The 23,039-nt window shown below is 55.6% G+C and carries 30 protein-coding genes and 4 tRNA genes; 10 read left to right on the forward strand and 24 right to left on the reverse strand.

Going from position 1 to position 23,039, the window contains the following annotated elements; translation table 11 throughout:
- Window positions 1-16: 16 nt before the first annotated feature.
- On the forward strand, window positions 17-1,312 hold the full coding sequence (locus KF767_04205) for a putative DNA modification/repair radical SAM protein (protein ID MBX3017070.1): 1,296 nt from the start codon (window positions 17-19) through the stop codon (window positions 1,310-1,312).
- On the forward strand, window positions 1,309-2,727 hold the full coding sequence (locus tag KF767_04210; protein MBX3017071.1) for a UdgX family uracil-DNA binding protein: 1,419 nt from the start codon (window positions 1,309-1,311) through the stop codon (window positions 2,725-2,727). Before KF767_04205 ends, KF767_04210 begins: the two co-directional genes overlap by 4 nt.
- Window positions 2,728-2,733: 6 nt before the next feature.
- Here KF767_04210 and KF767_04215 read toward each other — a convergent pair whose 3' ends face one another.
- From KF767_04215 to KF767_04255, 9 genes are all read right to left on the reverse strand, one after another.
- A complete protein-coding gene (locus KF767_04215; protein ID MBX3017072.1) occupies window positions 2,734-3,120 on the reverse strand; it encodes a DUF3037 domain-containing protein in 387 nt (128 codons plus the stop codon).
- Window positions 3,107-3,880, reverse strand: coding sequence for a hypothetical protein (locus KF767_04220; GenBank protein ID MBX3017073.1), 774 nt, complete (start codon window positions 3,878-3,880; stop codon window positions 3,107-3,109). Before KF767_04220 ends, KF767_04215 begins: the two co-directional genes overlap by 14 nt.
- A gap of 55 nt (window positions 3,881-3,935) precedes the next feature.
- Window positions 3,936-4,754, reverse strand: coding sequence for a universal stress protein (locus KF767_04225; GenBank protein MBX3017074.1), 819 nt, complete (start codon window positions 4,752-4,754; stop codon window positions 3,936-3,938).
- On the reverse strand, window positions 4,754-5,146 hold the full coding sequence (locus KF767_04230) for a hypothetical protein (GenBank protein MBX3017075.1): 393 nt from the start codon (window positions 5,144-5,146) through the stop codon (window positions 4,754-4,756). Before KF767_04230 ends, KF767_04225 begins: the two co-directional genes overlap by 1 nt.
- A 10-nt stretch (window positions 5,147-5,156) precedes the next feature.
- Window positions 5,157-5,564, reverse strand: a complete 408-nt coding sequence (locus KF767_04235; GenBank protein ID MBX3017076.1) for a CBS domain-containing protein — start codon at window positions 5,562-5,564, stop codon at window positions 5,157-5,159.
- 137 nt (window positions 5,565-5,701) lie between these two features.
- The gene (locus KF767_04240) at window positions 5,702-6,100 is read right to left on the reverse strand and encodes a hypothetical protein (GenBank protein ID MBX3017077.1); all 399 of its coding nucleotides are present in this window, start codon (window positions 6,098-6,100) and stop codon (window positions 5,702-5,704) included.
- 57 nt (window positions 6,101-6,157) lie between these two features.
- A complete protein-coding gene (locus KF767_04245) occupies window positions 6,158-6,664 on the reverse strand; it encodes a hypothetical protein (protein MBX3017078.1) in 507 nt (168 codons plus the stop codon).
- A gap of 91 nt (window positions 6,665-6,755) precedes the next feature.
- Window positions 6,756-6,831 (reverse strand) — tRNA-Asn (locus KF767_04250).
- 514 nt (window positions 6,832-7,345) lie between these two features.
- Window positions 7,346-7,422: transfer RNA gene (locus tag KF767_04255), tRNA-Arg, on the reverse strand.
- Between the two features lie 236 nt (window positions 7,423-7,658).
- Between KF767_04255 and KF767_04260 the strand changes: the two genes are divergently transcribed.
- Window positions 7,659-7,751, forward strand: a tRNA-Ser gene (locus KF767_04260).
- 7 nt (window positions 7,752-7,758) lie between these two features.
- On the opposite strand, the gene KF767_04265 is transcribed toward KF767_04260, so the two are convergent.
- Window positions 7,759-8,298, reverse strand: a complete 540-nt coding sequence (locus KF767_04265) for a hypothetical protein (GenBank protein MBX3017079.1) — start codon at window positions 8,296-8,298, stop codon at window positions 7,759-7,761.
- Window positions 8,299-8,798: 500 nt separating this feature from the next.
- Between KF767_04265 and KF767_04270 the strand changes: the two genes are divergently transcribed.
- The 6 genes from KF767_04270 to KF767_04295 all read left to right on the forward strand — a co-directional run bounded on the left by KF767_04270 (window position 8,799) and on the right by KF767_04295 (window position 12,011).
- The gene (locus KF767_04270) at window positions 8,799-9,305 is read left to right on the forward strand and encodes a hypothetical protein (protein MBX3017080.1); all 507 of its coding nucleotides are present in this window, start codon (window positions 8,799-8,801) and stop codon (window positions 9,303-9,305) included.
- A 268-nt stretch (window positions 9,306-9,573) separates the two neighbouring features.
- The gene (locus KF767_04275; GenBank protein MBX3017081.1) at window positions 9,574-9,879 is read left to right on the forward strand and encodes a hypothetical protein; all 306 of its coding nucleotides are present in this window, start codon (window positions 9,574-9,576) and stop codon (window positions 9,877-9,879) included.
- Window positions 9,876-10,544, forward strand: coding sequence for an SUMF1/EgtB/PvdO family nonheme iron enzyme (locus KF767_04280; GenBank protein MBX3017082.1), 669 nt, complete (start codon window positions 9,876-9,878; stop codon window positions 10,542-10,544). The genes KF767_04275 and KF767_04280 overlap by 4 nt, the downstream gene beginning before the upstream one ends.
- Window positions 10,545-10,584: 40 nt before the next feature.
- Window positions 10,585-10,893 (forward strand): hypothetical protein, encoded by a 309-nt coding sequence (locus KF767_04285; protein MBX3017083.1) that lies wholly within the window; start codon window positions 10,585-10,587, stop codon window positions 10,891-10,893.
- Window positions 10,890-11,231, forward strand: a complete 342-nt coding sequence (locus KF767_04290; protein MBX3017084.1) for a hypothetical protein — start codon at window positions 10,890-10,892, stop codon at window positions 11,229-11,231. Before KF767_04285 ends, KF767_04290 begins: the two co-directional genes overlap by 4 nt.
- 3 nt (window positions 11,232-11,234) lie before the next feature.
- Window positions 11,235-12,011, forward strand: a complete 777-nt coding sequence (locus tag KF767_04295; GenBank protein MBX3017085.1) for a DNA alkylation repair protein — start codon at window positions 11,235-11,237, stop codon at window positions 12,009-12,011.
- A gap of 6 nt (window positions 12,012-12,017) precedes the next feature.
- Here the strand turns inward: KF767_04295 and KF767_04300 are convergent, their stop codons facing one another.
- The 8 genes from KF767_04300 to KF767_04335 all read right to left on the reverse strand — a co-directional run bounded on the left by KF767_04300 (window position 12,018) and on the right by KF767_04335 (window position 17,809).
- Entirely contained in the window at window positions 12,018-12,941 is a 924-nt protein-coding gene (locus KF767_04300) for an S-adenosyl-l-methionine hydroxide adenosyltransferase family protein (protein MBX3017086.1), read from the reverse strand.
- A 103-nt stretch (window positions 12,942-13,044) separates the two neighbouring features.
- On the reverse strand, window positions 13,045-13,758 hold the full coding sequence (locus KF767_04305; GenBank protein ID MBX3017087.1) for a hypothetical protein: 714 nt from the start codon (window positions 13,756-13,758) through the stop codon (window positions 13,045-13,047).
- 347 nt (window positions 13,759-14,105) lie between these two features.
- Window positions 14,106-14,181 (reverse strand) — tRNA-Phe (locus tag KF767_04310).
- Between the two features lie 55 nt (window positions 14,182-14,236).
- Window positions 14,237-15,406, reverse strand: coding sequence for a cystathionine gamma-synthase (locus tag KF767_04315; GenBank protein MBX3017088.1), 1,170 nt, complete (start codon window positions 15,404-15,406; stop codon window positions 14,237-14,239).
- Window positions 15,403-16,380, reverse strand: coding sequence for a cysteine synthase family protein (locus KF767_04320; GenBank protein MBX3017089.1), 978 nt, complete (start codon window positions 16,378-16,380; stop codon window positions 15,403-15,405). The genes KF767_04315 and KF767_04320 overlap by 4 nt, the downstream gene beginning before the upstream one ends.
- A gap of 2 nt (window positions 16,381-16,382) precedes the next feature.
- Window positions 16,383-16,619 carry a hypothetical protein gene (locus tag KF767_04325; GenBank protein MBX3017090.1) on the reverse strand — a complete coding sequence of 79 codons (237 nt, stop codon included), beginning with the start codon at window positions 16,617-16,619 and terminating at the stop codon, window positions 16,383-16,385.
- Window positions 16,620-16,667: 48 nt separating this feature from the next.
- Complete coding sequence (locus KF767_04330; GenBank protein ID MBX3017091.1) at window positions 16,668-17,087, reverse strand: hypothetical protein; 420 nt, start codon at window positions 17,085-17,087, stop codon at window positions 16,668-16,670.
- Window positions 17,075-17,809 (reverse strand): type II secretion system F family protein, encoded by a 735-nt coding sequence (locus KF767_04335; protein MBX3017092.1) that lies wholly within the window; start codon window positions 17,807-17,809, stop codon window positions 17,075-17,077. Before KF767_04335 ends, KF767_04330 begins: the two co-directional genes overlap by 13 nt.
- Before the next feature lie 132 nt (window positions 17,810-17,941).
- Here KF767_04335 and KF767_04340 point away from each other — a divergent pair, with 132 nt between their 5' ends.
- Entirely contained in the window at window positions 17,942-18,130 is a 189-nt protein-coding gene (locus KF767_04340) for a hypothetical protein (protein MBX3017093.1), read from the forward strand.
- 216 nt (window positions 18,131-18,346) lie between these two features.
- Here the strand turns inward: KF767_04340 and KF767_04345 are convergent, their stop codons facing one another.
- The 6 genes from KF767_04345 to KF767_04370 are packed head-to-tail and all read right to left on the reverse strand — an operon-like array spanning window position 18,347 to window position 22,970.
- The gene (locus tag KF767_04345; protein MBX3017094.1) at window positions 18,347-19,162 is read right to left on the reverse strand and encodes a hypothetical protein; all 816 of its coding nucleotides are present in this window, start codon (window positions 19,160-19,162) and stop codon (window positions 18,347-18,349) included.
- Window positions 19,146-19,922 (reverse strand): MCE family protein, encoded by a 777-nt coding sequence (locus tag KF767_04350; protein ID MBX3017095.1) that lies wholly within the window; start codon window positions 19,920-19,922, stop codon window positions 19,146-19,148. The genes KF767_04345 and KF767_04350 overlap by 17 nt, the downstream gene beginning before the upstream one ends.
- Window positions 19,923-19,931: 9 nt before the next feature.
- Window positions 19,932-20,663, reverse strand: a complete 732-nt coding sequence (locus tag KF767_04355) for an ABC transporter permease (GenBank protein MBX3017096.1) — start codon at window positions 20,661-20,663, stop codon at window positions 19,932-19,934.
- Between the two features lie 44 nt (window positions 20,664-20,707).
- On the reverse strand, window positions 20,708-21,469 hold the full coding sequence (locus KF767_04360; protein ID MBX3017097.1) for an ABC transporter permease: 762 nt from the start codon (window positions 21,467-21,469) through the stop codon (window positions 20,708-20,710).
- Complete coding sequence (locus KF767_04365; protein MBX3017098.1) at window positions 21,466-22,197, reverse strand: ABC transporter ATP-binding protein; 732 nt, start codon at window positions 22,195-22,197, stop codon at window positions 21,466-21,468. Before KF767_04365 ends, KF767_04360 begins: the two co-directional genes overlap by 4 nt.
- On the reverse strand, window positions 22,194-22,970 hold the full coding sequence (locus tag KF767_04370) for an ATP-binding cassette domain-containing protein (GenBank protein ID MBX3017099.1): 777 nt from the start codon (window positions 22,968-22,970) through the stop codon (window positions 22,194-22,196). The genes KF767_04365 and KF767_04370 overlap by 4 nt, the downstream gene beginning before the upstream one ends.
- Between the last annotated feature and the right edge of the window lie 69 nt (window positions 22,971-23,039).

The following is a 23,039-nucleotide window of genomic DNA, read 5'->3' on the forward strand; positions in this document are numbered from 1 at the left end:
ATGCTAACTTGCAAGCATGCAAAAGCCCCCCGCATCCGCGACGTCCCCCATCTCCGCTACCGCCGTCCAAGCGAAGTTGAAAATCCTCGCGGACGCCGCGAAGTACGACGCCTCTTGCTCGAGCTCCGGCACTCAACGCGCTCGCGATCCCCAAGGGATGGGGAACGTGGAGGGCATGGGGATTTGCCACAGCTACACACCCGACGGACGCTGCGTTTCGCTTCTCAAAATCTTGCTTACGAACTTTTGTATCTACGACTGCAAGTTCTGTATCAATCGTGTCTCGAGCGATACGCCGCGCGCGAAATTCACGCCCGCCGAAGTCGTTTGGCTCACCTTGGAATTTTACCGACGGAACTACATCGAAGGTCTATTTCTAAGCTCTGGAATCATCGATAGTCCCGATTCCACGATGGAGTTATTGATCGAAGTCGCGCGTCGACTACGCGAAGATCACAAATTCGGCGGCTATATTCATTTGAAGGTCGTGGCGGGCGCGTCGCAAGAGCTCGCGCAAAAGGCCGGTCGATGGGCCGACCGCCTTAGCGCGAATATCGAAATGCCCGTGCAGGCTGACTTGAATGTTCTCGCGCCGGCGAAAACGATCGCCGCCGCCGAAAAAACAATGGACCAAATTCAAGATCGCCTGGATGAAGCGAAAGAGGATCTACGCAAATTTAAATCCGCCGAGAAGTTCGCTCCCGCCGGACAAACCACCCAAATGATCGTGGGCGCCACCGAAAGCACGGACGCCACGATCCTCAACACCTCGGCCAAGCTTTATGACGAATACAAGCTGAAGCGGGTTTATTACTCCGCTTACAGTCCCATCCCCCATGCGGACGCGCTTCTTCCCGTCGAGCGGCCGTCTTTAATTCGGGAAAACCGTCTTTACCAAGCGGACTGGCTCGTGCGTTTTTATGAATTCAAATCCGATGAGCTGACGACGAACGAACAACCGAATCTCGCTTTGGACATCGATCCCAAAAGCAATTGGGCCTTGCGCAACCGTCCTTTCTTTCCCGTCGACGTGAACCAAGCATCGCGCGAAGAACTTCTACGCGTTCCCGGCTTCGGAGTTAAAAACGTCGAGCGCATCCTCCTGGCTCGCAAATACCGACGCTTACGCACGGAAGACCTCCGTAAACTGCGCATCGCGTGGAATCGGGCGCGTTTCTTCGTCAAAACCGCCGACCACAATCCTGATGCGCTGTTGATCGATACGCAGCACCTTGAGTCCCGCCTTAAGCCGCAAGCGGAACAACTGGCGCTCTTCGACCTACGCGAGGTCCCTTTAAAGGATGGCGCTTGATCCTCGCGAATTTCGATCCGCATTTTGAGAGTTGGCGCGAAGAAGCGCGGCGACTTTTGCGCGAGGGCATATCCCCCGAGCGAATCATCTGGTCCTCGGCAGACCAAGCCTTAAGCCTTTTCACCATGGAGCAAAATCGAGGATCGGTCGCGGTTGCGCTCACGCCCCGGGTGTCCGCGGATTTTTTGGCGAATGCGCGTCTCGTTTCGATGGCTCGTGACGACGAGCGCTGGTCCCTTCTTTACCGCTTGCTGTACCGCATGGCTTGCGGACATCCGGAGCTCATGAATGACGTCGTGGACGACGACGTCATCGCATTCCATCACCTTCTCAAGTCCGTGAAACGTGACCTTCATAAAATGCACGCTTTCGTTCGCTTCAAAGAAGTCCACTGGGAAGGGATCACCCGCTACGTCGCCTGGCATCGGTCCGAGCACCCCTGCTTGCGGGAAGGCGCGGAATTTTTCAAACGTCGCTTCGGTGACAAGCCTTGGTCTATTTTCACTCCGGACGAGTCCGCCCACTGGGACTTACGCGAACTCACGTTCGCATCCGGAATCCCCCAGCACGAATTCCAAGTCACCGATGACTTCGACGAGCTCTGGAAATCTTATTACGCTTCGATTTTCAACCCCGCCCGCATCAAAATCAAAGCCATGAAAGCCGAAATGGCGCCGAAGTACTGGGGCACTTTGCCCGAGGTCGATCTCATTCGAGAGCTGGTACGGGAAGCGCCGGCACGTTTGCATCGCATGGCCGAACGTCAAAATGTGCGCGCCGAACCTCCGCCCGCAAGCAGCCTGACGGAATTGCGTCAATCCGCCCTGTCTTGCAAGGCTTGCCCCATCGCCGCCCACGCCACGCAAACCGTTTTCGGTGAAGGACCCTCTCCCGCGCGATTGATGATTGTGGGTGAACAACCTGGCGATCAGGAAGATCGTCAAGGCCGTGTTTTCACCGGACCTGCCGGCGAGATCTTGAACGAAGCGCTGCGAGCTGCGGGTGTTGATCGCACGGAAGTTTACGTGACGAATGCCGTGAAACATTTCAAGTGGCGCCCGGGAACGACCGCCCGGGAAGGGGGCGGAAAAGCGCGCGTTCACCAAAAGCCTTCCGGAACCGAAATGCACGCGTGCCGCCCTTGGCTCGAAGCCGAGATCGCGCTCGTTAAACCCGACGTTATTCTCGCCTTGGGCGCAACCGCGGCCACAAGCGTGTTGGGAAGGCTACCGAAGCTCGGCTCCGAGCGGGGACGGGTGATTCAGGAAAATACGCTCGCGCCACGGATCGTCCTCTCGTGGCATCCCGCCGCGATTCTACGAAGCTCCTCGCCCGAAGAAGAACACCGACGAAAAGCGGAACTTGCGGCGGATCTCGCGTTGGCTTCCCGTATTTCCCAAACTGAGTTCAATTAACACGGCTTAGCCTGCGACCATCTTCTTGAAAATCTGCTCGAGGGCAGAGTCGATATCCTGGGCGCGCCCCATGTGTACCGGCGACATTTGCACGCTCGAACTGCGGGGCGCGACCAGCCAGTGGAAACGCTCCCCGCGCGAAAGCTTGCCCAGATCACCCGCGGCCGCGCCGCCCGCGCAGATTTTCGGAATCGCCTCCAGAATCGCGCGGATCGGTTCGAGGTCCACGTCCGCCGCCAACGCGCGGACTTTGTCCTCACTCATTTCGATGCGGCATTTCAAAACACCCAACTTGGCCGACGAAATCAATACGCCCACATTGACGAATTCGCCACGGTCCACACGGGGAACCACCCGAATCACGGCGTAGTCGTAGGTATTAAGAACCTGCACGTTCCGCCTCCTGCACAAAAACCGAAGAGTTCGCCAACCGATCCACGAAGTATTTGCGATAAGCCTCGCGGTGGGCCGCCGCATTGGTGAAAGGCGCCTCGGTCCCAAGCCAGTCATCTGGAATCAAATTCACCACCCGTTCCACGACGGCCGGGGTAATTTTATTCTTCATTTCGATGTCGGCTTCCTTCAGAGACTTCGCGAAGGAAAGAAGAACGTGGTCTTTGATCAGCGGAAAAGCGCTATCGCTCTTTGGTTGGCCACTACCCCATGAGTAATGGAAATACAGGGCTGCACCATGATCGATCAGACGCAATTTTTTGTGCCAGACCAGCATGTTCGCATTGCGCGCGGTCCGATCGACATTTGTGATGAACGCGTCGAACCACACGATCTTCGACGCAAGAAGAGAATCCACCGGCTGCGAGATCGGATCGAATGTGACCGAGCCCGGCAGGTAATCCAACGCCAGATTCAGACCGCCACTGGCGCGGATCAAAGTCTGAATTTCCGGATCGGGCTCGCTACGCGCAAGTTCGGGATCCAGTTCGGCGAAAACGATTTCAGGAATATCGAAACCCGCCGCACGCGCGAGTTCTCCCGCAATCAGCTCGGCGATAAGAACTTTCGTTCCCTGACCCGCACCCCGAAACTTCAAAACGTACAGGCCTTGATCGTCGCCTTCGACAATCGCCGGCAAAGATCCACCTTCACGAAGTGGCGTGATGTAACGATCAACATGAATCGTGCGTAATCCCATGACGGCCATCTTAACGACTTCCGCGCCGGACGCACAGGTTTTTAATCAAGCTCGCTTAAGGGACGACCAAAACCGGCTTTGTTCCCGAGCGCACCAGTTTTCCGGTCACCCGTCCAAAACTGGATTTCGGCTTCCTTCGAGGAGCGATGGCGATCAAATCACTGCGTTGTGCTTGTCGACGGATTCCCGCCGCCACCCCGCCCCGCGACAGCCCAACCCGCAGCTGCGGGTGCCGACGACCGAAGGCCGTCATTTTGCGTTCCGCCTCGCCCGCCATTTTTTCTTCAAGCCGCTTCCAGGTCGGATAATCCAAAATCGGGAAGGGCTCGCCCACGATGTGGTGAGCTTCGACATGAGACTTGAAGTCCCGACGGAAATTTTCGACCAGCGAAAGGGCCCGATCGGTGCGGCGATCAAAATCCGTCGGCACCAGAATGCGACGGGGGCGCACGGCCTTTTCTCCCCGATGAATCCATACGGGGTACGGTGAAAGCGAAGCTAGCTTGTCGGCCACACTACCCAAGAAAAAGCTCGCCACGGGGCCCAAGCTCCGGTGACCAACCATAATGAGCGGCTTCTTCTGACTCCGCGCAACTTTAAGAATTTCGTCTTCCGCACGACCAAAGCGGATTTCGATTCGTGCGCCTATGCCGAGTCCGTAGGACTTACGTGCTTTTTCCCGCAACTTCGACGAGATTTTCGCGGTTTCCGTCTTGAGATCGTCGAAATGCTGGATGTCTTCATAAACAAGAACGTAAATCACCGGCACCTTCATGCCCGTGGCCAGTATCTTCGCCTGACGCACGACTGTCTTTGAATAAGGAGACAGGTCAACGCCCACCACGATGGAATGAGGTTTCGAAGTCGCACTCATTATTTGCCTCCCGAAGCGGGCTCATCCGCCTTCAACCGAATATGAAAGGTCTCTTCCTCGCCTTTAAGAATCGCTTTGATCTCGAGTTCTTCGATCTCGCCCAACGAGCGCTCCCCGCCACCCATTTCGAAATGAGTTCCCTTGCGGTCCACCACGATCATTTCGCCGGGATAGGGTTTCAACCGGCGAACCGTGAGTTTCAGTGTGGCGGGGTCGATTTTTGCCTCTTCTCGCCCCACCACAAAAATCCGCCAAGGTTTTCCCCGCGAAAGGCGTACGCTCAGCATTTCGCCGTCCGCGCGCCAGGTCGCCGTTTCTTTCCAAGTTCGCTCCAGTTCGGAAGCTCCGGAATTCAAGCTCCCGCAGAGTAAGAACAAGACCAAAAATTTCACTCACGACTCCTTAATGCTTCAGACGTGTTTCCAGAAGCTCCGCCAAGGCCTTATAAGCGTCCGTCTCGGTGAAGATGCCGACGACCTTTCCGTTATCCACGATGATCGCACAGCCATATTTCTTTTCCGCCATGTGGGCGACCACTTCACTCAAAGGGGTTGTCGGCGCGGTGAAATACGGATCGGGTGTGTAGGCTTCTTCGACCTTCAAAGTTTTCGGATCGACGTCATTGAACTGCAGAACCAAATTAACGTCACGGTCCGAAAGAAGTCCGACGAGTTTACCTCCATCCAGAACGGGAAGATGACGCGCGCGCAGCGTCTTCATCATCTCTTGCGCCTGGGCGATCGTCTGGTCGAAGCCAATCGATTTGGGAACGTAAGTCATATATTTCTGCACCGCGGGAATGGCCTTCATGGATATCTCCTTTTGTCGTCAGTGCCATCGCAAGAACGACGCCACTCCCAAGACGCACAGGTTTCAGAACACGCGAAACGTGTGACAAAATGTCTCGACTCTTCGATTCACGGCGATCCGAATTGTCCCACGACCGATCAGCGTTTTTTACGCACGACTTTCTTCTTTTTTCGTTTCTTTTTTTTTGCGGTCTTCTTCCTCGAGGACAGCGGAACTTTACCGAATCTTGCGTCGCGCGCGATCACGTAGTCCACGATGGTCAACGCATCGGACTCGAAGGTCGGGGCCTCTTCGGGCAAACAAAGCCAAGAGGGCGTTCCTTCTTTTCCCGAGTCGAACATCTCGATCGGCCTCAGGGCGGGGAATTCGGCCCGGATCTCGGAGTTGGCTTCGGAACTCACGATCACCCATAAGCCGTTGTCACGCGGGGACTTTTCACGTTGACGAGTGATCAGGACGATCTTTTCACCGACGTAAATCGCGTGACAGCCGAACATCGGGTTCACGCGAATCTCGCGCGCAATCTTGGAATCCAACAATGTTTCCAGAACAAAGGAATGGGCGACGGGAACTTTAGCCATGGAATCCTCGGATCAACGAAATGTCAGGCGCATGCCGTAGCTATCGACATCCGCATTCGGGCCACGACCGCCGCTGACGCTATCAAGATGGACCGGCTGAGTTTTCAAGTCATAGGAAATCACGCGCACGAAAGTATCATGAAAGGCTTCGGGATCTCGCGAGGGCACCATGAAAATATGAGCGTGCGTGTCGCGCACCGCGCTTCCTTGGAAATTGCGAACTACGACGGCTGGTCGAACCAGAATCTTCGCGGGTTTGCCTTGATAGGTCGCCGCACATTCCAGATTCGGCCGCGGCTGACGATAAAAGCAGTAGAACCATTCTTCTTCGCGACCTCGAATATCGAAGACTCCGATCTCGAGTGGCACCGTAGTCGCGCAAACGGATTCAGTTTCGTCCTGGCGCAAATGATCGACCTGAATCGACACCTTTTGCGTGTCCATCGCCACGAACTCTTTTACGTGCGTGCAATCATAGCCGTAGGCTTTCACCACGAAGGAGAAAAGAAGGATCCACATGCGGTTAGCATCGACGGGGATTGCCAGAATTCCAATCCCAGAAACGAAAAAACCACCTTGCGGTGGTTTAATTCTCCATCTTGAAAAAAGATGGCTCAGGAGGAGGGACTCGAACCCCCGACCAAGCGGTTAACAGCCGCTTGCTCTACCGACTGAGCTACTCCTGAACGTGAGGCTGAAATTAGTGAGATGCCGGGTTCTTGTCAACCGGCTGCGTCTCGCCTGCGCTCTTCTCAGGCACAGATGCCGTATCCCGTATCACCTTCGCGGTGATACCCGTTTCGGTCTTCGTGGTCGCGTGAGCCCCGGTCAATGGCTCGAAAGTGATTCGAGTGTGGTTCAAATGCTCGATCGCCAGCAGAACCCCCGCCAGCGAAGCGCACATCAGAAATAAGCGTAGAAACCAGAAACCGCGATGAACTTTAGACGAATAAGACATAGTGCTATTGGACGTTGAGGACACTCATCCGGCAAGTCCTAGCCCAGCGATTCAAGTTGCTGAAAACTATAAGCAGTGGTGAATATCTTGAAATTTCAATATCTTGATGCGTGAAGTCTAGTTCTCGCCGCACGAAGAATTAATCTGCTGAACGCGAAGAATTGAGCCTTGAAAAAGACGTGCGCGAACCCAGCTGGCTGTTCACGCGTTCCTTCGGTTTTCAGATTTTTCAGAGGAAAAATTGGCGCACCCGGATGGATTCGAACCACCGACCACTTGATTCGTAGTCAAGTACTCTATCCAGCTGAGCTACGGGTGCGCACGAGGAAGGGCGACCATATTGAGGATTCAGATGGAAATCAACATTTTGCCTTGAGCTGCCTTTTCGAAACGCAAAATGAACACAATTCGCGGGGGGATGCGGCAGGCGGCGACACCCAGGAGTGATGCGTGGATGGGCAAATTCTTGAGGAAGACCGCGACGATGGCTCCTTGCCAGGGCTAGAGGAACCGTGGCAAGTTCCAAGGAGCTGTTGTCTTTCAGATGACTCCCGCGGACAGGTGGGTGAGTGGCTGAAACCAAGCGTTTGCTAAACGCTCATACGCTCAAAAGGCGTATCGCGGGTTCAAATCCCGCTCTGTCCGCCAATTTTTCCTATTGAATCGAATCGCAGTTCGAAGTGTTGAGGTTCGTCGACACCTGGTACAGCACCACTGACGAGAGCTCTTGAGTCCCATCGACATAGTTTTTTTGAACTTGATAGTACGGTGCCGCCTTCAGGTAGCGGACTTCCCCCACCGCGCCATTGTACACATGGATGTCTTGGACGGACCCGATCGCGGTCAGCGTATTGTCCGAATTTTTCATCGCCGGCTTCAAAGTGAAAATGCGCAGAACATCTTCCGCCGGTTCGGGAAAGCGACACTTGCCTAAATCGACTCGCTGAGTGTTTTTAATGTCGCTCAAGAAGTTTCGATTCAGATTCTCGCAGTCCAAAGTCACCTCGACAGCTTTCGATTTCTGAACGTCTTGAATGACCCTCTTCGTGCCGACGATTTTTTCCTCGGTTTCATACCAGTAATCTTTCACGGAGACGACGTACCGGACGTCCTTCGCGAAAAGGAGGTTTTCCATCACGTACTCATGGAGTGGATTCGTATCGGTCACTTGCAAACAGTGACGGCGAATCTTCATGTTTACGGAAACGATTTTTCCCTCAGTTTTAGGGAGCGGAGAGCCGGTCTCGTCGACTACGGCACTAATGAGAGGCTGCGGAACCTCGTCCGCATCGACATTCGTGCCGCATGAAGTATTGAGCAGAGCGAAGACGATCAGAGCCGCCATGAGCAGTCGACGTTGCGTAATCAAGATGAACTCCCGGTTGAGCTTGATGGAATTGCAAAAACAAGCCCGAGGTTCACCAAAGAAACCATTGGGTTTTTCCGAATTGTGAAAGTCCAAAGAAAAGACCCTTAGGGAAAACTTCCCGCGCCCAATAGATCCGCAAACCCCCGCCAGGCCTCGGTTTTAAGTCACTTCTGTCGAAGGATCGGCCGACCGCGCAAGTTCGACGTCTCAAATCGACAAGCCGCGGAGTTCTAAAACTCAATCCTCATTTGCGTCCGCCACCGGGCTGCACTAATCGCCAAGTCAAATCGCGAACTCGCGATTCCACACAACGCAGAGAGGGATATATGAAACACCTGATACTGATGAGCGCGATCATTCTGTCGTCTTTCGCCGGCTTCGCGAATGACGGTGGCGTCGTCGCCATCAAAGTAAACGACATTCGTATGCGCGAGTACAAATACGAGGACGGAATTGAGAAAGAAGTCCGCCGCATCGTGAAACCCCAATTCAAAATCACGTTCAGCGGCGGCGAGGCCGCGAAGCTGCAAAAGATCCTGCCCTCTCAAGTTTCAGTCATCACATCCATGCAGCCCGAGATCGCCGATGCCTTCGCGAAGAGCTTCAAGACGTTGGGGATCTACTCGGACAAAACGCCGCAGGTGTCTTCGAAGATCGTAACCATCAATTGCGTGGACGCGGACCTCGAAAGCATTGGCGAAACCGGCAAAGTGAAATTGGTGAAGAAAGGCCAAAGCGAATGTTCGATCGAAATCGTCGGCGTCGATAACGGAACCGATGCGACCGACTACCTGGGCGACGTGCAACACTACGCCCCTTCTTGCCAACCTTAAGGTTTTGTACGGGACCAGCCGACCCTGGTCCCGGTTTCTGAATTCCTCTCGACGTCTCACATTTCCTTGGTTTAGCCTGACAGACAAGGCGCCCCATGAAACTGACCTGCGCTTATCGCGCCGACTCTCTTCCATTTCACGGACTTTGTTCTTCACGGGACTCGCCGTCCTTTGCCCTCTTCTTTTCTTCATTGATGCCACTTCCGCCGCCTGCTCCACGCCCAATGCGAATGCGGGGGCGCGCGAATATTTCACTTCGGAAAACCGCATGAAATACTGTGACGGCACGAACTGGGTGGACATGATGAGCGCCGGAACGCTCGGCGCCTGCTCGAACGCGGGACGCCTGGAATGGGATGCCGGTACTTCGTCTTACAAGTACTGCGCGGGCACGACGTGGATCCAGCTCGGCGGATCGACCGCCGATTTCGGCACTTGCTCCGGCAGTCCCGTCATTGAACACAACGATGTCCAGAAAGCGCTTGGTTTCTGCAACGGCGCGAACTGGCGGGCTCTGGCTCACAGCACGACCATCACTTGCCCCATCAATTCTGCGTCGCCAAGTACGAGATGAAGAATGTCAGCGGTGTCGCGACCTCTCAACCCGCCTTGGCGCCGTGGGTGAACATCAATCGGAACGACGCGCGGGCGCGCTGCGCGGCTCTGGGCGCGAATTACCGGCTGATTTCAAATGCCGAGTGGCAGGCCGTCGTACGCAATATCGCGTCAGTGGGGTGGAACTGGTCGAGCGGTTTCGTGGGGGTCGGCGCCCTCAATCGCGGTCATTCCGACGGAACTCCGGCGGCTGGCCTGGCCGCCAACGCGAGCGATAACAACGCCTGCAGCGGCACGGGCCAAACTTGTAGTTCGACCGTTTGGCACGCCCAGCGCCGCACGAACAAACTTTCGAACGGCCAAATCGTTTGGGACTTCGGCGCGAACGTTTCCGAATGGGTGTACGACGACTACGCTTCACTTGGCGTCAGCCCCGCCATCAGCGCGGCCTGGCGCGAGGCCTCCACACTGGGCGCCAATAACCGCATCCTTTTCGGCCCCATCAACACAAGCTGGGATTCGGACGAGGGGGTCGGCCAAAATTACGGAGGCAGCGGCGGAGGAGTCCAACGCGGCGGCGACTTCAACTACGAAATCGCCCGCGGAGTATTCGCGATGTGGCTCGATCTCACCATCTTTCTAGCGGACGAGTTCAGCGGCTTTCGTTGCATCCACAACCCGTAAGTTTCTTGCCTGTCCGCCCCCGCCGCGCTAATCACCGCTCATGCGCGCAACGCTCAAGCTCCGAATCGTTTATCAAGTTTGTCTGCTCGCTTTGATCGCGGCCGCTTCGGGCCTCGTAAGTCCGGACTTCACGCAGTCGAGCTGGGACATCGTTCTTTTCCTGACCCCCGTCGGTCTGCTCAAAAATTTCCTCGCGGCGAGTCCTGTCCTACGTTCATTCTACTTTGATCTGTCGCCCGGTCAGACCCCTCTCACGCTAGCGCAAACCGTCTTTCTGTCCGTACTTTACCCCCTGCTCGCCCTGAATGGGCTTTCGATTTTACGCGAAATCGGCCAGAGGAAGAATTGATTTATCTTTTCTTTTTCCTGCAATCGAATCTCCTGGAACTTCCCGTCTACCTCGCGCGCAAGCCCGCAGGCTGGAACTGGAAACGCTCTTTGCTTTTCATCACGGTACTGAACTCGGTCACCCACCCGTTGGTCTTCTTCGGTTTCATGAACTTGCCCCTTCCCTATCTCGCGAACATTTTGCTCGCCGAGGCCTTCGCGATCGTCGCGGAGGCGTTGGCCCTTCGTCGCTTCGCGGATCGCCGCTGGCGGGACGCACTTTGCACCAGCGCGTTCGCGAACCTCATTTCTTGGCAGCTTGCGCCCATGCTGACGTATTCATTCTTCCAACCGAGGTGACCCGTGACCGGCCCCGCCCTTCGTGAAATCCGTAACCATTTGAAGAAAGAAAAACCGTTGAAAGACGCGAAATTCCTGTCGCGTTATGTCGGTTCGGTCGGTCACGAAGACCGATCCTACGATGAGCAAAGCCGCTTAAAGTTCTTGGGCTACTCCATGCCGCAAGTGAACGCTTTCGCGAAATACGACTACAGCTTCACCAGCCTCGATCCGCAGGATCAACTGCGGATTTGGCTCGACCTCTATCACGGGTCGGATACTCACGATGAACTCAGCATCGCCCTGTCATGGATGTCGCGTCCGAAAAATATGCCGCTCCTCCTGAAGAATCCAAGAGAGCTTTTCCGGTTGCAAAATCGCGTCGACAACTGGGCGACCTCCGACAGCGTTTCGGATCTGGTCGCGGCGTATAGCGAGGTGAACCCGGCCGCGCACCTGAAGCAGCTACAGAAGTGGAATCGTTCGAAGAATCCGTGGGAGCGCAGACAGTCGCTCGTGGGTGCCTACTGCTACGCTCGCAAACGAAAGAAGCCGATCGCGGCATCGAAGGTCTTTCCGTTGATTGAAAATTTGATCGGTGATTCGCATTTCTTCGTACAGAAAGCGGTCGGCTGGGCCCTGCGCGAAGTCGAGCAGGTCGACCCCCAAGGTCAGCGGAAGTTTCTACGCCAACACCTGTACGATCTCAGCTCGGCGGCCTACACCACCGCGACCGAAAAATTTCCGGTCGCGGAAAAAAGCAAACTCAAAGCCCTACGGAAAGAAAAGCGACGGCGCTAATCGGAGTCAAGGGTTCTGAACTTCAATCGTCCAGCCGAGACCCGAACCGATTTTGTGTTGGGCCGCAAAGCTGCCTTGGTTCAGGGCCACCGACAAATCCAAAAGGCTGTTAATGTAGAGGAGCGGCTGCCCTTTCGGAACGGCCGCGAAAGTCGTCACGTAAGGCAGAGTGCCTTGGTACACGACCTTCTTCTTGTTCAGAATGCGCACTTTCAGTTTTTGCGGATTGGGAAAACGCGTGAGGAACTCTTTTTTCGAAATATTCGTCCACACGTTTCCGTAATTCACGTCGAGGATCGGAACTTGACCCTTCAGGACACCGCCCTCGAACGCGGTCTTCTGGTAATCCAAACGGACGATGTCACGGCCCAAAGGTTGACCGACGTCTTCGAACTTCGTGGTGCCCGCCGCCAGTTGCGCGCCAACGTACACATAGAGGTCACGACCGTGAAAGGTATAGGACTCTTCTGAGCCTTTGAGACGGCTTTTCGACTCGTCGATCACGCGCACTTCGGCAAACGGATCCATTTCCGAAATCAAAGTCAGATGTCCATTATCAGGCCCGACGTAGTATTTGCCCGACTTCGATTTAGCGACGATCGACTTACGCTCCGAACCCACGCCCGGATCCACAACGGTCACAAAGACCGTACCGTCCGCCCAATAAGGCGCGGTTTGTTTCATGCGGTAAGCGGCTTGCCAGATATCGAACGGCGGCACTTCATGGGTGATATCCGAAATCAAAAGGTCGGGCGCGACCTGATAAGCGACCCCACGCATTTCACTGACGGCTCCGTCTTTCAAACCGAAGTCGGTCATCAGGACGAGAGCCTGGCGCGTGGGGCGACCGGCGGTCTCGGGCAAGTGCGAACACGCGGTCCCGAAGACCAAGGCCCACAGGGCCAACGCGGAAATGGCGAACTTTCTCATAGGGATCTCCTCACGGTTGAGCTGTTCCGTGATTATGACCGTCGCCCTTTTTGAGGGCAAAAGATTGCGTGAACTAAGTGTTAAATTCACGCGTCTGCTTAATCTACCAGCGGTACCCGAAGCCCAGTGACGACGCGAAGACGTCACCGCTTGGTGCGTTTTTCCAGTCGATCGAAGAACCGCCGATCTCGGCGTTGAAGTACCACGGCTGACCGAACTGTAGACCGAACACCAGGGTCGTTAGACTAAAGTCATCTTCGAACTGATGAATGGCATTCGGCTGCTTGATTTCCGTCGCGCCTTGTCCCTGACGTCGCGCCAGCGTCGAGTAGAAAAGAAGGCTTTCGTTGCGCTGATAGCCCACCGAGGCGCCGTACTCCGTCCCCGTGACACGCGTTGAAGCTTTATGCTCGACGGTTCCCGACTGAGAACCCGATTCCGAAGTTCGGCTTCCCATGTTCCCGACAAAAACCGTCGCCTTCCACGGCTGCTGATCTTCGATTCCCAGAAATTGCCAGCGAATTCCCAGACCGTGCGTCAGGTAAATGTCCACGGGCTCGAAAATTCCGAGCGCGGCCACGATCGAGCTTCCCGCACCGCCGACGGCACCGACCTCGCCTTGCGCACGTACGGGCGGGTTCGAAATCGTATCCGTGAAAAGCGGAACGGAGGCCGCCGAGGAAAGATCCATACCGATCTGGCCGCCCCAACGTTTTTTGGCGACAACGGGAACTTGGTGCGGAGTATTCGGAATATAAACCGAATGCGCACACCCAAAACCGAAAAGACAAACCCAGATCATTCCAAAAATCTTCATCCCTGACTCCTAAGGCGTCTGCGGTTTCTGTTTCCGATAGTTTTCGGTCCCCGGATAGGAAACACAAGTGCAGGTCCGGCATCCATAAGCGTTGATCGTGCACTCCTGTTTGGCCCCGACCCACTCACAAGCAGGCACATAGTCCGAACACGACTGCCCGTCTTTCCGTTCTGAAAACCCCGAACATCCCGCCAAAAGAATCAAGGAACCCAAAACTAAGCCACGCATCGACAGCCCCCACCCCAAAAATGATCGCAACAACCCGATCCTTCAGACAAATAAAAGCGAAGCGAAATGCTACACGAACGTAACAGGTGTGGATGGCTATTCTGAATTGTATTTGAAGATGGTGGCCAGAGACGGAATCGAACCGCCGACACGCGGATTTTCAATCCGCTGCTCTACCGACTGAGCTACCTGGCCTCTCGGAAACGAGGATCATCGATTACCGGGCCCGCGTGGGCCCTGTCAATCGAACTTAACGTTGAACGGATTGAAAAGCTTGTTCCAGATCCCACAAGAGGTCGTCGATATGCTCGATCCCCACGCTCAAGCGGATCAGCGAGTCGTCGATGCTCAACTGCTTGCGGGTTTCCGCAGGCACGCTAGCATGCGTCATAATCGCGGGATGTTCGATCAGAGACTCCACACCGCCCAAAGATTCAGCGAGCGCGAAGACTTTCACATTTTCAAGAAACGCGCGGGCCGCGGGCATTCCACCCTTGATCCAGAACGTGATCATCCCACCGAAACCCGACATCTGCTGCTTCGCGAGCGCGTGCTGCGGATGCGACTCGAGACCGGGATAAACGACACGCTCGACGAGGGCATGTTTCTCGAGGAAACGAGCGACCTGCATCGCGTTCTTGCCGTGGGCTTCCATCCGCAAAGGCAAGGTCTTCAGCGAACGCATGCACATGAATGAATCCATCGGCGAAGCGATACCGCCGATCGAGTTCGTCAGGAACTGAATCCGCTCCGCGAGATCCGCACGATTCGTCGCCAGAACGCCACCGACCACATCACTGTGCCCACCGATGTACTTCGTCGCCGAGTGCACGGTGATATCCGCCCCCAACAAGAGCGGTTTCTGGAAGTAAGGACTCATGAAGGTGTTGTCGACCGCGACCAGAATCCCTTTCGCTTTCGCGATTTTCGCGATCGCCGCGATATCGACGAGCTTCAAGGTCGGATTCGTCGGCGTCTCGAGCCAAACCATCTTCGTTTGCGGGGTGATCAACTTCTCGAATTCACTGACCTTCGTCAGATCTCCGTAGGAAAACCGCAGACCATGATGGCGCAGGACTTTGTCGAACAAACGGAAGGTTCCGCCGTACATATCGTCCATCGCGATGACGTGATCGCCCTCGGTCAGCAAGTGCATGATCGTCGTGGTCGCCGCGCAACCCGAGCTGAACGCGAATCCGTGAGTCCCGCCCTCCAGGCTCGCAACACAGGCTTCGTATGCGCGACGCGTGGGATTGTGCGTGCGGCTGTATTCGTAACCGCGATGCTCTCCGGGCGAGCTTTGCACGTAGGTCGACGTCATATAAACGGGCGTCATGATCGCGCCGGTCGTGGGGTCGGGTTCTTGTCCCGCATGAATCGCGCGGGTGGAAAAATGCATTTCGCGGTTCGACTTCTTCATAGCAGGCCGTTTTCTTTCATCCACTGGTCGTTGAAGGTCTTGCTGAGGTACGCGCGCCCGTTATCGGGGAACAGCACCAGCAAGTTCGAAGGTTTTTTCAAAGTTTTCGAGTATTCCACCGCGCAAGCGAGCGCCATCCCCGACGAAGGGCCAACGCAGATTCCTTCCTCCGCAATCAGACGACGGGTCATCGCGAAAGCGCGCTTATCATCCATCGAAATGACCGCATCCAGATACTGCAGATGCACATTCGCCGGAAGCATATCCTCGCCGACGCCTTCGACCTTGTAGGGTTTCGCGCCGGTGATGACTTTGCCGTGATAATACAGATCGTAAAGGATCGAGCCGATCGGATCCGCAAGGACGATTTTGACGTTCGGATTTTTCTCTTTCAAGAAACGACCGACACCCGAAACGGTGCCGCCCGTACCCATTCCGCCGAAGAACGCGTCGACTTCCGTCCCCATCTGTTCCCAGATCTCGGGACCCGTGGTTTTGTAGTGTGCGAGCGGATTTGCGCCGTTGTTGAACTGATTCGCGTGGAACGAGTTCGGAGTCTCTTTCAAGATTCGTTGCGCGGTCATCACGTAGCTGCGGGGATCGGTCGGCTCCACCGACGACGGCGTGATCACGACCTCCGCGCCGTACGCGCGCAGAATCGCGCGTTTTTCTTCCGAAACTTTGTCGGGCATCACGAAGATACATTTGTATCCCTTGACGGCCGCGACCATCGCGATTCCCAGACCGGTATTACCCGAAGTCGCTTCGACGATCGTGCCCCCGGGTTTCAACGCCCCACTTTTTTCGGCTTCTTCAATGATCGCGGCGCCGATGCGGTCTTTGACCGACCCACCCGGATTCATGAATTCCAATTTCGCCCAGAACGTGTGTCCGGTGTCCTTCGAAATACGGGGCAGACGCACGATCGGAGTCCATCCGATGGCATCAACGACGTTCTGGTAGACCTTTTTCATGTTCAGAGGCTCGTTTCTTGCGGTTTCCGCTTCATTCCGCGGTAACCGGTACAGACAGTATTCATACGTTTGAGCACCGTCGACATCAGTTCAATGGGATCCTCTGAATAGTCGATACCGGTCTTCGCGCTCAAGCTCTGAATTTCTTTGCGGTCAGGGTTTGTTTTCATCAATTCGGTAACCAAACGACGAAGATGTTGCGTCATTTCCTCGACGCTGGCCTGGGTGCGTTTTCCCATGGTGTTTCCCCCTCCCTGAAACCCCAAATTTAGGCGCCAGAAAGGTCGTCATTCAAGAGAAATGAGCAGGCGCTCCAGCGTCGGACCGAGCAAGAGGACCAAATAGCCGGGAAAAACGAAGATCAGGAGTGGGATGAGGCAGCGAAACGTCAGTTTTTGCGTGAAATCCTCGATTTCTGAGTCCGAACGCTCGACGAGGTCCGCTTCGAGCTCTTTCAGCACCGGCAAAATGGACTCGCCGTCCAAACCGCGACGCAAAACACTGAGCGCGCTTTTCTCAGTTTCTTTCAACTCGCGCGGAAGTTTCCGGCTGTCTTCCGCCTCCAGCGCGCGATTCAGCAGGAACAGTTTCAAATCCGATTTGTCGGATTCGATGAATTCCGCGATACCAACACGAATTGAGTCCCCGCGCTCGAGCGCTTCGCGCGCGCACAAAATCAAATGCAATGTTGGACTCAGATCGACCATTTGAAGCTCCGTTGCTGACGAAAGATGACGTACAAACCGAAAAAGACGAGCGTCGCCGATCCCAAAAGCCATGCCGAGGTCATCACTTCGGGATCTTGCGATGTTTGATAGGCCAGCAGACCTATATATAAGGACAGGATCACACCGATCTGCGCGCGCACCGGTTGCGTCGCATTTCTGGACTTTCGTTGAAATCGCTCGCGCATCCGCGCGCTTCGCCGCAAAGACTGCAATCGATCCGCCGTGCGCTGACCCGCGCTCAGAATTCGCCGCAAATCCTCCGCGCGTTGGCGAAATTCGGCGTCGCGAGTCTCGAAAAGAGCCGCATCCTCCCGAAGACTCGCGTCCGCGAGGTCGCGCGTGTGGAATCCGAAGCCCGCATCTTGCGAAATTCGGCGCAAGACTTCGCGCGCGGCCACGCCACTGCGGACTCCGAGCAACATTCGGTCGTAGAATCGGCTCGTCTCGTTGTGAAACTGGCGCCGACGGCGGCGTTGCACGACACTCAAAACGATCTTCGGCGACAAAAACAGGGCCAAAGCGAACGTCCAAAGTACGAATTGTGGTGCTCGCGACATCCAGCTCGCGAGAATTGTCACCGCGAGCGCCGCAATCATCACGATTCGACCGTTCATTGGCGACATGTAACCCAGAATTCGGAGGATCTTGTTTGTTCGAACCACGAAAAGTGATCCGACCAACAGACAAAACATCAAACTCATCGTTGAACTCCGATCATCGAAACCAGAAAAAGCAAAATTCGAATCCGCAATATTTTTCCTGTTGACGAATGTTGTCAGCTTAGGAACACTAACTCTAACGACACTTCGAAGAAGCGATCTCACAACCAGTGAGTGACCTTCGGAAGAAGGGTCAAACAACAACAACAAGGATTCTTGTTAAGTCTGAAGACGCAATTCCTGCGGAAGAAGATGAGGCAGGGCTCTCGAGGAGGAAAAATGGCTAAGAAGAAAGCAACTAAGAAAGCAGCTAAAAAAGCTACTAAGAAAAAAGCGACTAAAAAAGCCGCTAAGAAGCGCTAGTTTCTTACTAGCTCACTGAAGTAATTCAGTGGCTTCAAAACCCTCGAGGCAACTCGGGGGTTTTTTCGTTTCAGGGGTTGCACACTCCCGCAAACTCTCTGCCCGCAACACTCTCCCGTCATTCAAGCAATCCAAACACTCGTCAACAAATCCAAATGCGCAGCCGTCACGACACCACCGACGTGAGGCCCAGGAACACAATTTGTGGGAAGACGGTTAGAAGAAGTACTTCGCGCCGACGGACCCCAGCGGCTGTACCGCGAAGGTCGAAGTCTCGGTGAAGAGCAGTGCTTCGGCGAAGATCATGCCGCCGACTCCCGGTCCGCGGATCTGCAAACTTTGGATCCCGATGGCCGGAATCAAGTAGATCGCCCGCAATCGGGGGTCGGAGGTTTGTCCGGATTTGGGACGAAAAAAGGACGGCAGGGTCGCGCCGTCGCGAAAATTTTCGGATTCGGACACCCAACTGGACATCGCCATGCTGAAAGAGGGGTGCCAGCGCGAGGTAAAAGGGGTCCATTTATAGCCGACACTCACGCCCGTATAGCCCGGTCCGCCACCCAAAGAGGCCAAGAACGAATGGTCCGGGAGCAAATTCAGTTCCGCATCTAGACCAATGAAGCCCGCACGCCCCAAAAAACTGGCGCCGACGCCCACCCGGCGGGTCCGGCGAAGCTCGGCCACGTCGGAATAGGGGTTTTCCATGCGGTTATCCCCACGTCCGATCTGCGGACTGTTCTGACGGCGGATCTTCCGGCGTGTTTCGCGCGGGGTGGATTCCGTGGGCTCGGACATCTCTGGACGCGCGTTGGGAGTGATCTCTTGCATCGGAGCCTCGGCGGGAACACGCGAGGGGGCCTCGCCGCCAGAACCGGGTCGATTCCACTCGGCCACACCTTGATCATCACTTTCGATGCGCTGATTGTCGTGAACCGGGGGGCCTTCTTCGATCAGCACGGCCGCGTGGGCCGAAACTCCGGAAAAGACGAGGACCAGCGCCAAAACGAATCCCGATTTAGAACATCCGCGCACGAATTCCCTCCTCCTGAAGAAATTTTTTGATCGCTTCCTTATCCAGGTTTTCCATCCGGAAGAGAAGTTTGTGCATCAAAGCGAAGCTTTCCTCGGCCTTCTTGGTGCGAAGTTGGCCGGTCAAATAGGACAGGTCATCGGAAATCTTCACCGCGTTGTCCACCAAACGCGAGACCTCGGGGTTTTTGGACGTCTTATCCATCAAAGCCAACGTCTTATTGAAGTTCGTGACCAATTTGTCGAGCTGGCCGATCAGATTCGAGGCGCTGCCCTCGTTCTTTTCGACGATTTCGATGAGCTTTCCGGCCAGACCATAGCTTTGCGAGATCAGCTGATCGACCCGCGGCGGATCTTCACCCCGCACGAAAGCGTCGGGGGTCAACTCGCCCGCGCTGGAACTGCCGGGCGAGATCTCCAGAAACTTTTCGCCGATGACGCCGGCCAGATTGATGAAGAATTTCGAATCCTGGCGGACGGTGGACCAGGCCGCCTTGTCGATTTGGATACGAAGTTTGAGCTTCACCTCTTCGCCCGAAGGCGAGCGGTAAGAGGGGTCGAACTCGATTTTCGAGACTTTCCCGACCTTGATCCCCATCACGCGAACGGGCGAACCTTCCTCGATGCCCCCGGCGAAGTTGTACATGACGTTCAGCTCATGGGTGTTCGAGAACGGATTCAGCGCCCCGATGAAATAGCCGAACCCGATCAGCACCACGATGGTTGTCAGGAACAGCAATCCGACTTTCGTTTCGGCACGCATGCACTCACCCTACGCCTTCAAAATTGAAAACAGATACGCCAACAAAAAGTCGACCACAAGAATCGCCACAGAGGAAGCGACGACACTCTTTGTTGTCGCCCGCCCGACACCTTCCGCGCCTTTTTCACAGTTGAACCCGAAATAGCAGCTCACCAAGGGGATGATGAAGCCGAAACACGCGGCCTTCACCAGCGCGCCGAGGAAGTCGGACATGCCAACGAAACGATTCATCGAGGTGATGAACGTCCCGGGCGCGAAACCAAGGTAAAAGTCACTGACCCACATCGCGGCGACCAGGCAGGTGATATTCGCGATGATCCCCAACATGACCATACCGATGACGCACGCGAGCAGTCGCGGGACGACCAAGTACTGCACCGGGCGGATGCCCAGCATTTTGAGCGCGTCGATCTGTTCGGTGATCGCCATCGTGCCGACCTCGGCGGCCAGCCCGGCCCCCACCCGTGATGTCATCAAGAGGGCGGTCACCACGACGGCGAGCTCGCGCAAAATCAGCATCGCCGCGAAACCCGGAACCATGGAATCGTTCTGGATCACGATTTTCATATGAAAACTGCTTTCCAGAATCGTCACCATCGCCGCGAAACACACGCAAAAGATGACCATCGGCACGCTTTGATTCGCGACGAAGTGAAGTTGCTTGAAGAACTCCGAAGGACGGTAAGGGCGGCGCGGGATTTCACGCAAGGTTTCCGCGACCAACGCCAGAAACGCCGTCATCTGCTGCGTAAAGGAAATCAAGTTCGCACCCAGCGCGGTGACCATCAGTAAACCCCCGCCGCGCGTAAGACCGACTCACCGATAAATGACGTCAGCCAGTCGGCAACGACGATCCCCACCATGGTCGTGACCGCAGTGCCGACCACCGCGAGCCCGACCCCTTTCGCACCGCCGGTTGCGGAGTAGCCCTTATAAGTGCAGACCGTCGCCAAAAGCAGTGCGAAAACGAAGCATTTGATCAACCCGCTGACGACGGACACCGAGGTGACGATGGTGGGAATATGCCGGACGTATTCTTCCGCATTCACGCCGGCGAAGAGGGCCCCCATCAACATTCCGCCGCCAATGGACATCATCAAACCCAGTCCCAGCAAGAAAAAGCTGGCGACGATGATCCCCAAAAAGCGCGGTAAAATGATCTCTTGGATGGGATCCGCGCCGAGACAGCGGATGGCGTCGATCTGTTCGGTCACCCGCATGGTGCCGAGTTCGGCCGAAGTGTAGGCTCCGACTTTGCCCGCCAGCATAAACGCGATCAACAGCGGACCGACCTCACGGATCGTCCCCGAAGTCGCGAGCCCACCCAAAAAGCCCAGCGCGCCGAACTCTTTCATCTGCAAAGTGAACTGGACGGTCATGATCGCGCCGACGAAAAAACCCGCCATTCCGGTCGTCAAAAAGCTCTGTTCCGTGACCTTCCAGATCTGCACGAACACTTCCCGTCGCGCGCAGGGGCGTCGGATCATGGTTTCCATGATCAAAAAGAAAAACTGAAGCGTGCGACCGATCTCGTTGACGATTTTCATTCCGCAATGACCTCGCGCAGGAAGTCTTGCACAAGGGGAACCTGACTTTGGCGAAGTTCTTCGGGAGTCCCCTGATCGACGATGTGTCCTTGGTCCAGGACGATGATCCGATCGGCGATCGCGAGCGCGCACTGCATGTCATGCGAAACCACGAGACTCGTCGTGCGGTATTCACGCGAAAGCTCCGCGATCAGTTCATTCACCGCCGTCGTCGTCACCGGATCAAGACCCGTGGTGGGCTCGTCGAAAAGCAAAATCCGCGGCTTCAAGGCAAGCGTCCGCGCAAGGCTCGCGCGCTTCTGCATTCCGTACGAAATCTCTTGCGGAAAACGGTCTTCGACATTCGGTAAGTGCACGGCCCGCAAAGCCTCGCGTACGCGCACGGCGACCTGCTCTTCGGGCAGACGCTCGAGTTTGCGCAGGCCGAAAGCGATGTTGTCGAAGATCGTCATCGAATCGAAAAGCGCGGGCTGCTGGAAGACCATGCCGCAGAATTTGCGAATCTCGAGGTATTCGACCTCGCTGATCCGGCTGGTTTCGCGACCATCGATCCAAATTTCCCCTTCGTCCGGACGTAAAAGTCCGACCAAGTTCTTGAGCAGCACGGATTTTCCGGTGCCCGACGTTCCCAGAATGAACAAAATCTCACCGGCTTCGACCTTAAGACTCAGTCCTTTCAAAATCGTACGATCGCCAAAACGTTTGACGACATTTTTGAATTCGATCACATCGCCCCCGTAAGCGGACCGTGAGCGAGTCCCGAAATGAATTGGTGGACGCGCGGATCCGGGTGTTGACGCATTTCGTCTGGGTGCCCGAGGTCGAGCACCTCCGTCTCAACCACCATCAGAACCCGCTCTCCCAGCTGGCGCGCACGGTTCATGTCGTTCGTGACGGCCACGATCGTGGACTCACGCTGGCGCTGAAGTTCGTTAATCAAATCCACGATTTTCCGGCTGGTGATCGGATCCAAGCCCGCCGTGGGGTCATCGTAAAAGACGATTTCGGGATCCAAGACCAGCGCCCGCGCGATGCCCAGCCGCTTTTGCATCCCGCCGCTGATCTCGTCCGGAAAAAGTTCGGTCGCGTGACCCAGCCCCACCGCTTCGAGATAAGATTTTGCCTTGGAATTAAGCGAATCTTCTTCCCGCAAACCCGCTTCCCGCAGTGGAAAGCAGACATTCTCGAGGTTGCGCATGGAATCGAAGAGCGCGTTTTTCTGAAAGAGCATCCCCATACGGAGTCGCAGTTCCTGCTGCTCGCGCGGGGATAAGGCATGGAAATCGCGACCTTCGATGAAAACCTGCCCGGACGTGGGCGCGATCAGACCCGCCAACAGCTTCAAAATCGAGCTTTTACCCTGCCCACTCGGACCGATCACCGCTACGCGTTCGCCCTTTTGGATCTCCAGGTTGATGTTTTTCAGAACCACCTGACGACCGAAGCGCAAGGCGACGTTCCGAAGCTCTAAAACCGGGTTCCCGATGCTGTCCCTCGCCATGAAAAGAGGAAGTCGTGAAATGATCGAAGCGGCTTGTCTAACCTCTTGATTTAAGTTTGAATGGCCCCG

It is taken from the genome of Pseudobdellovibrionaceae bacterium (assembly GCA_019637875.1).
Lineage (GTDB): Bacteria > Bdellovibrionota > Bdellovibrionia > Bdellovibrionales > Bdellovibrionaceae > JAHBUW01.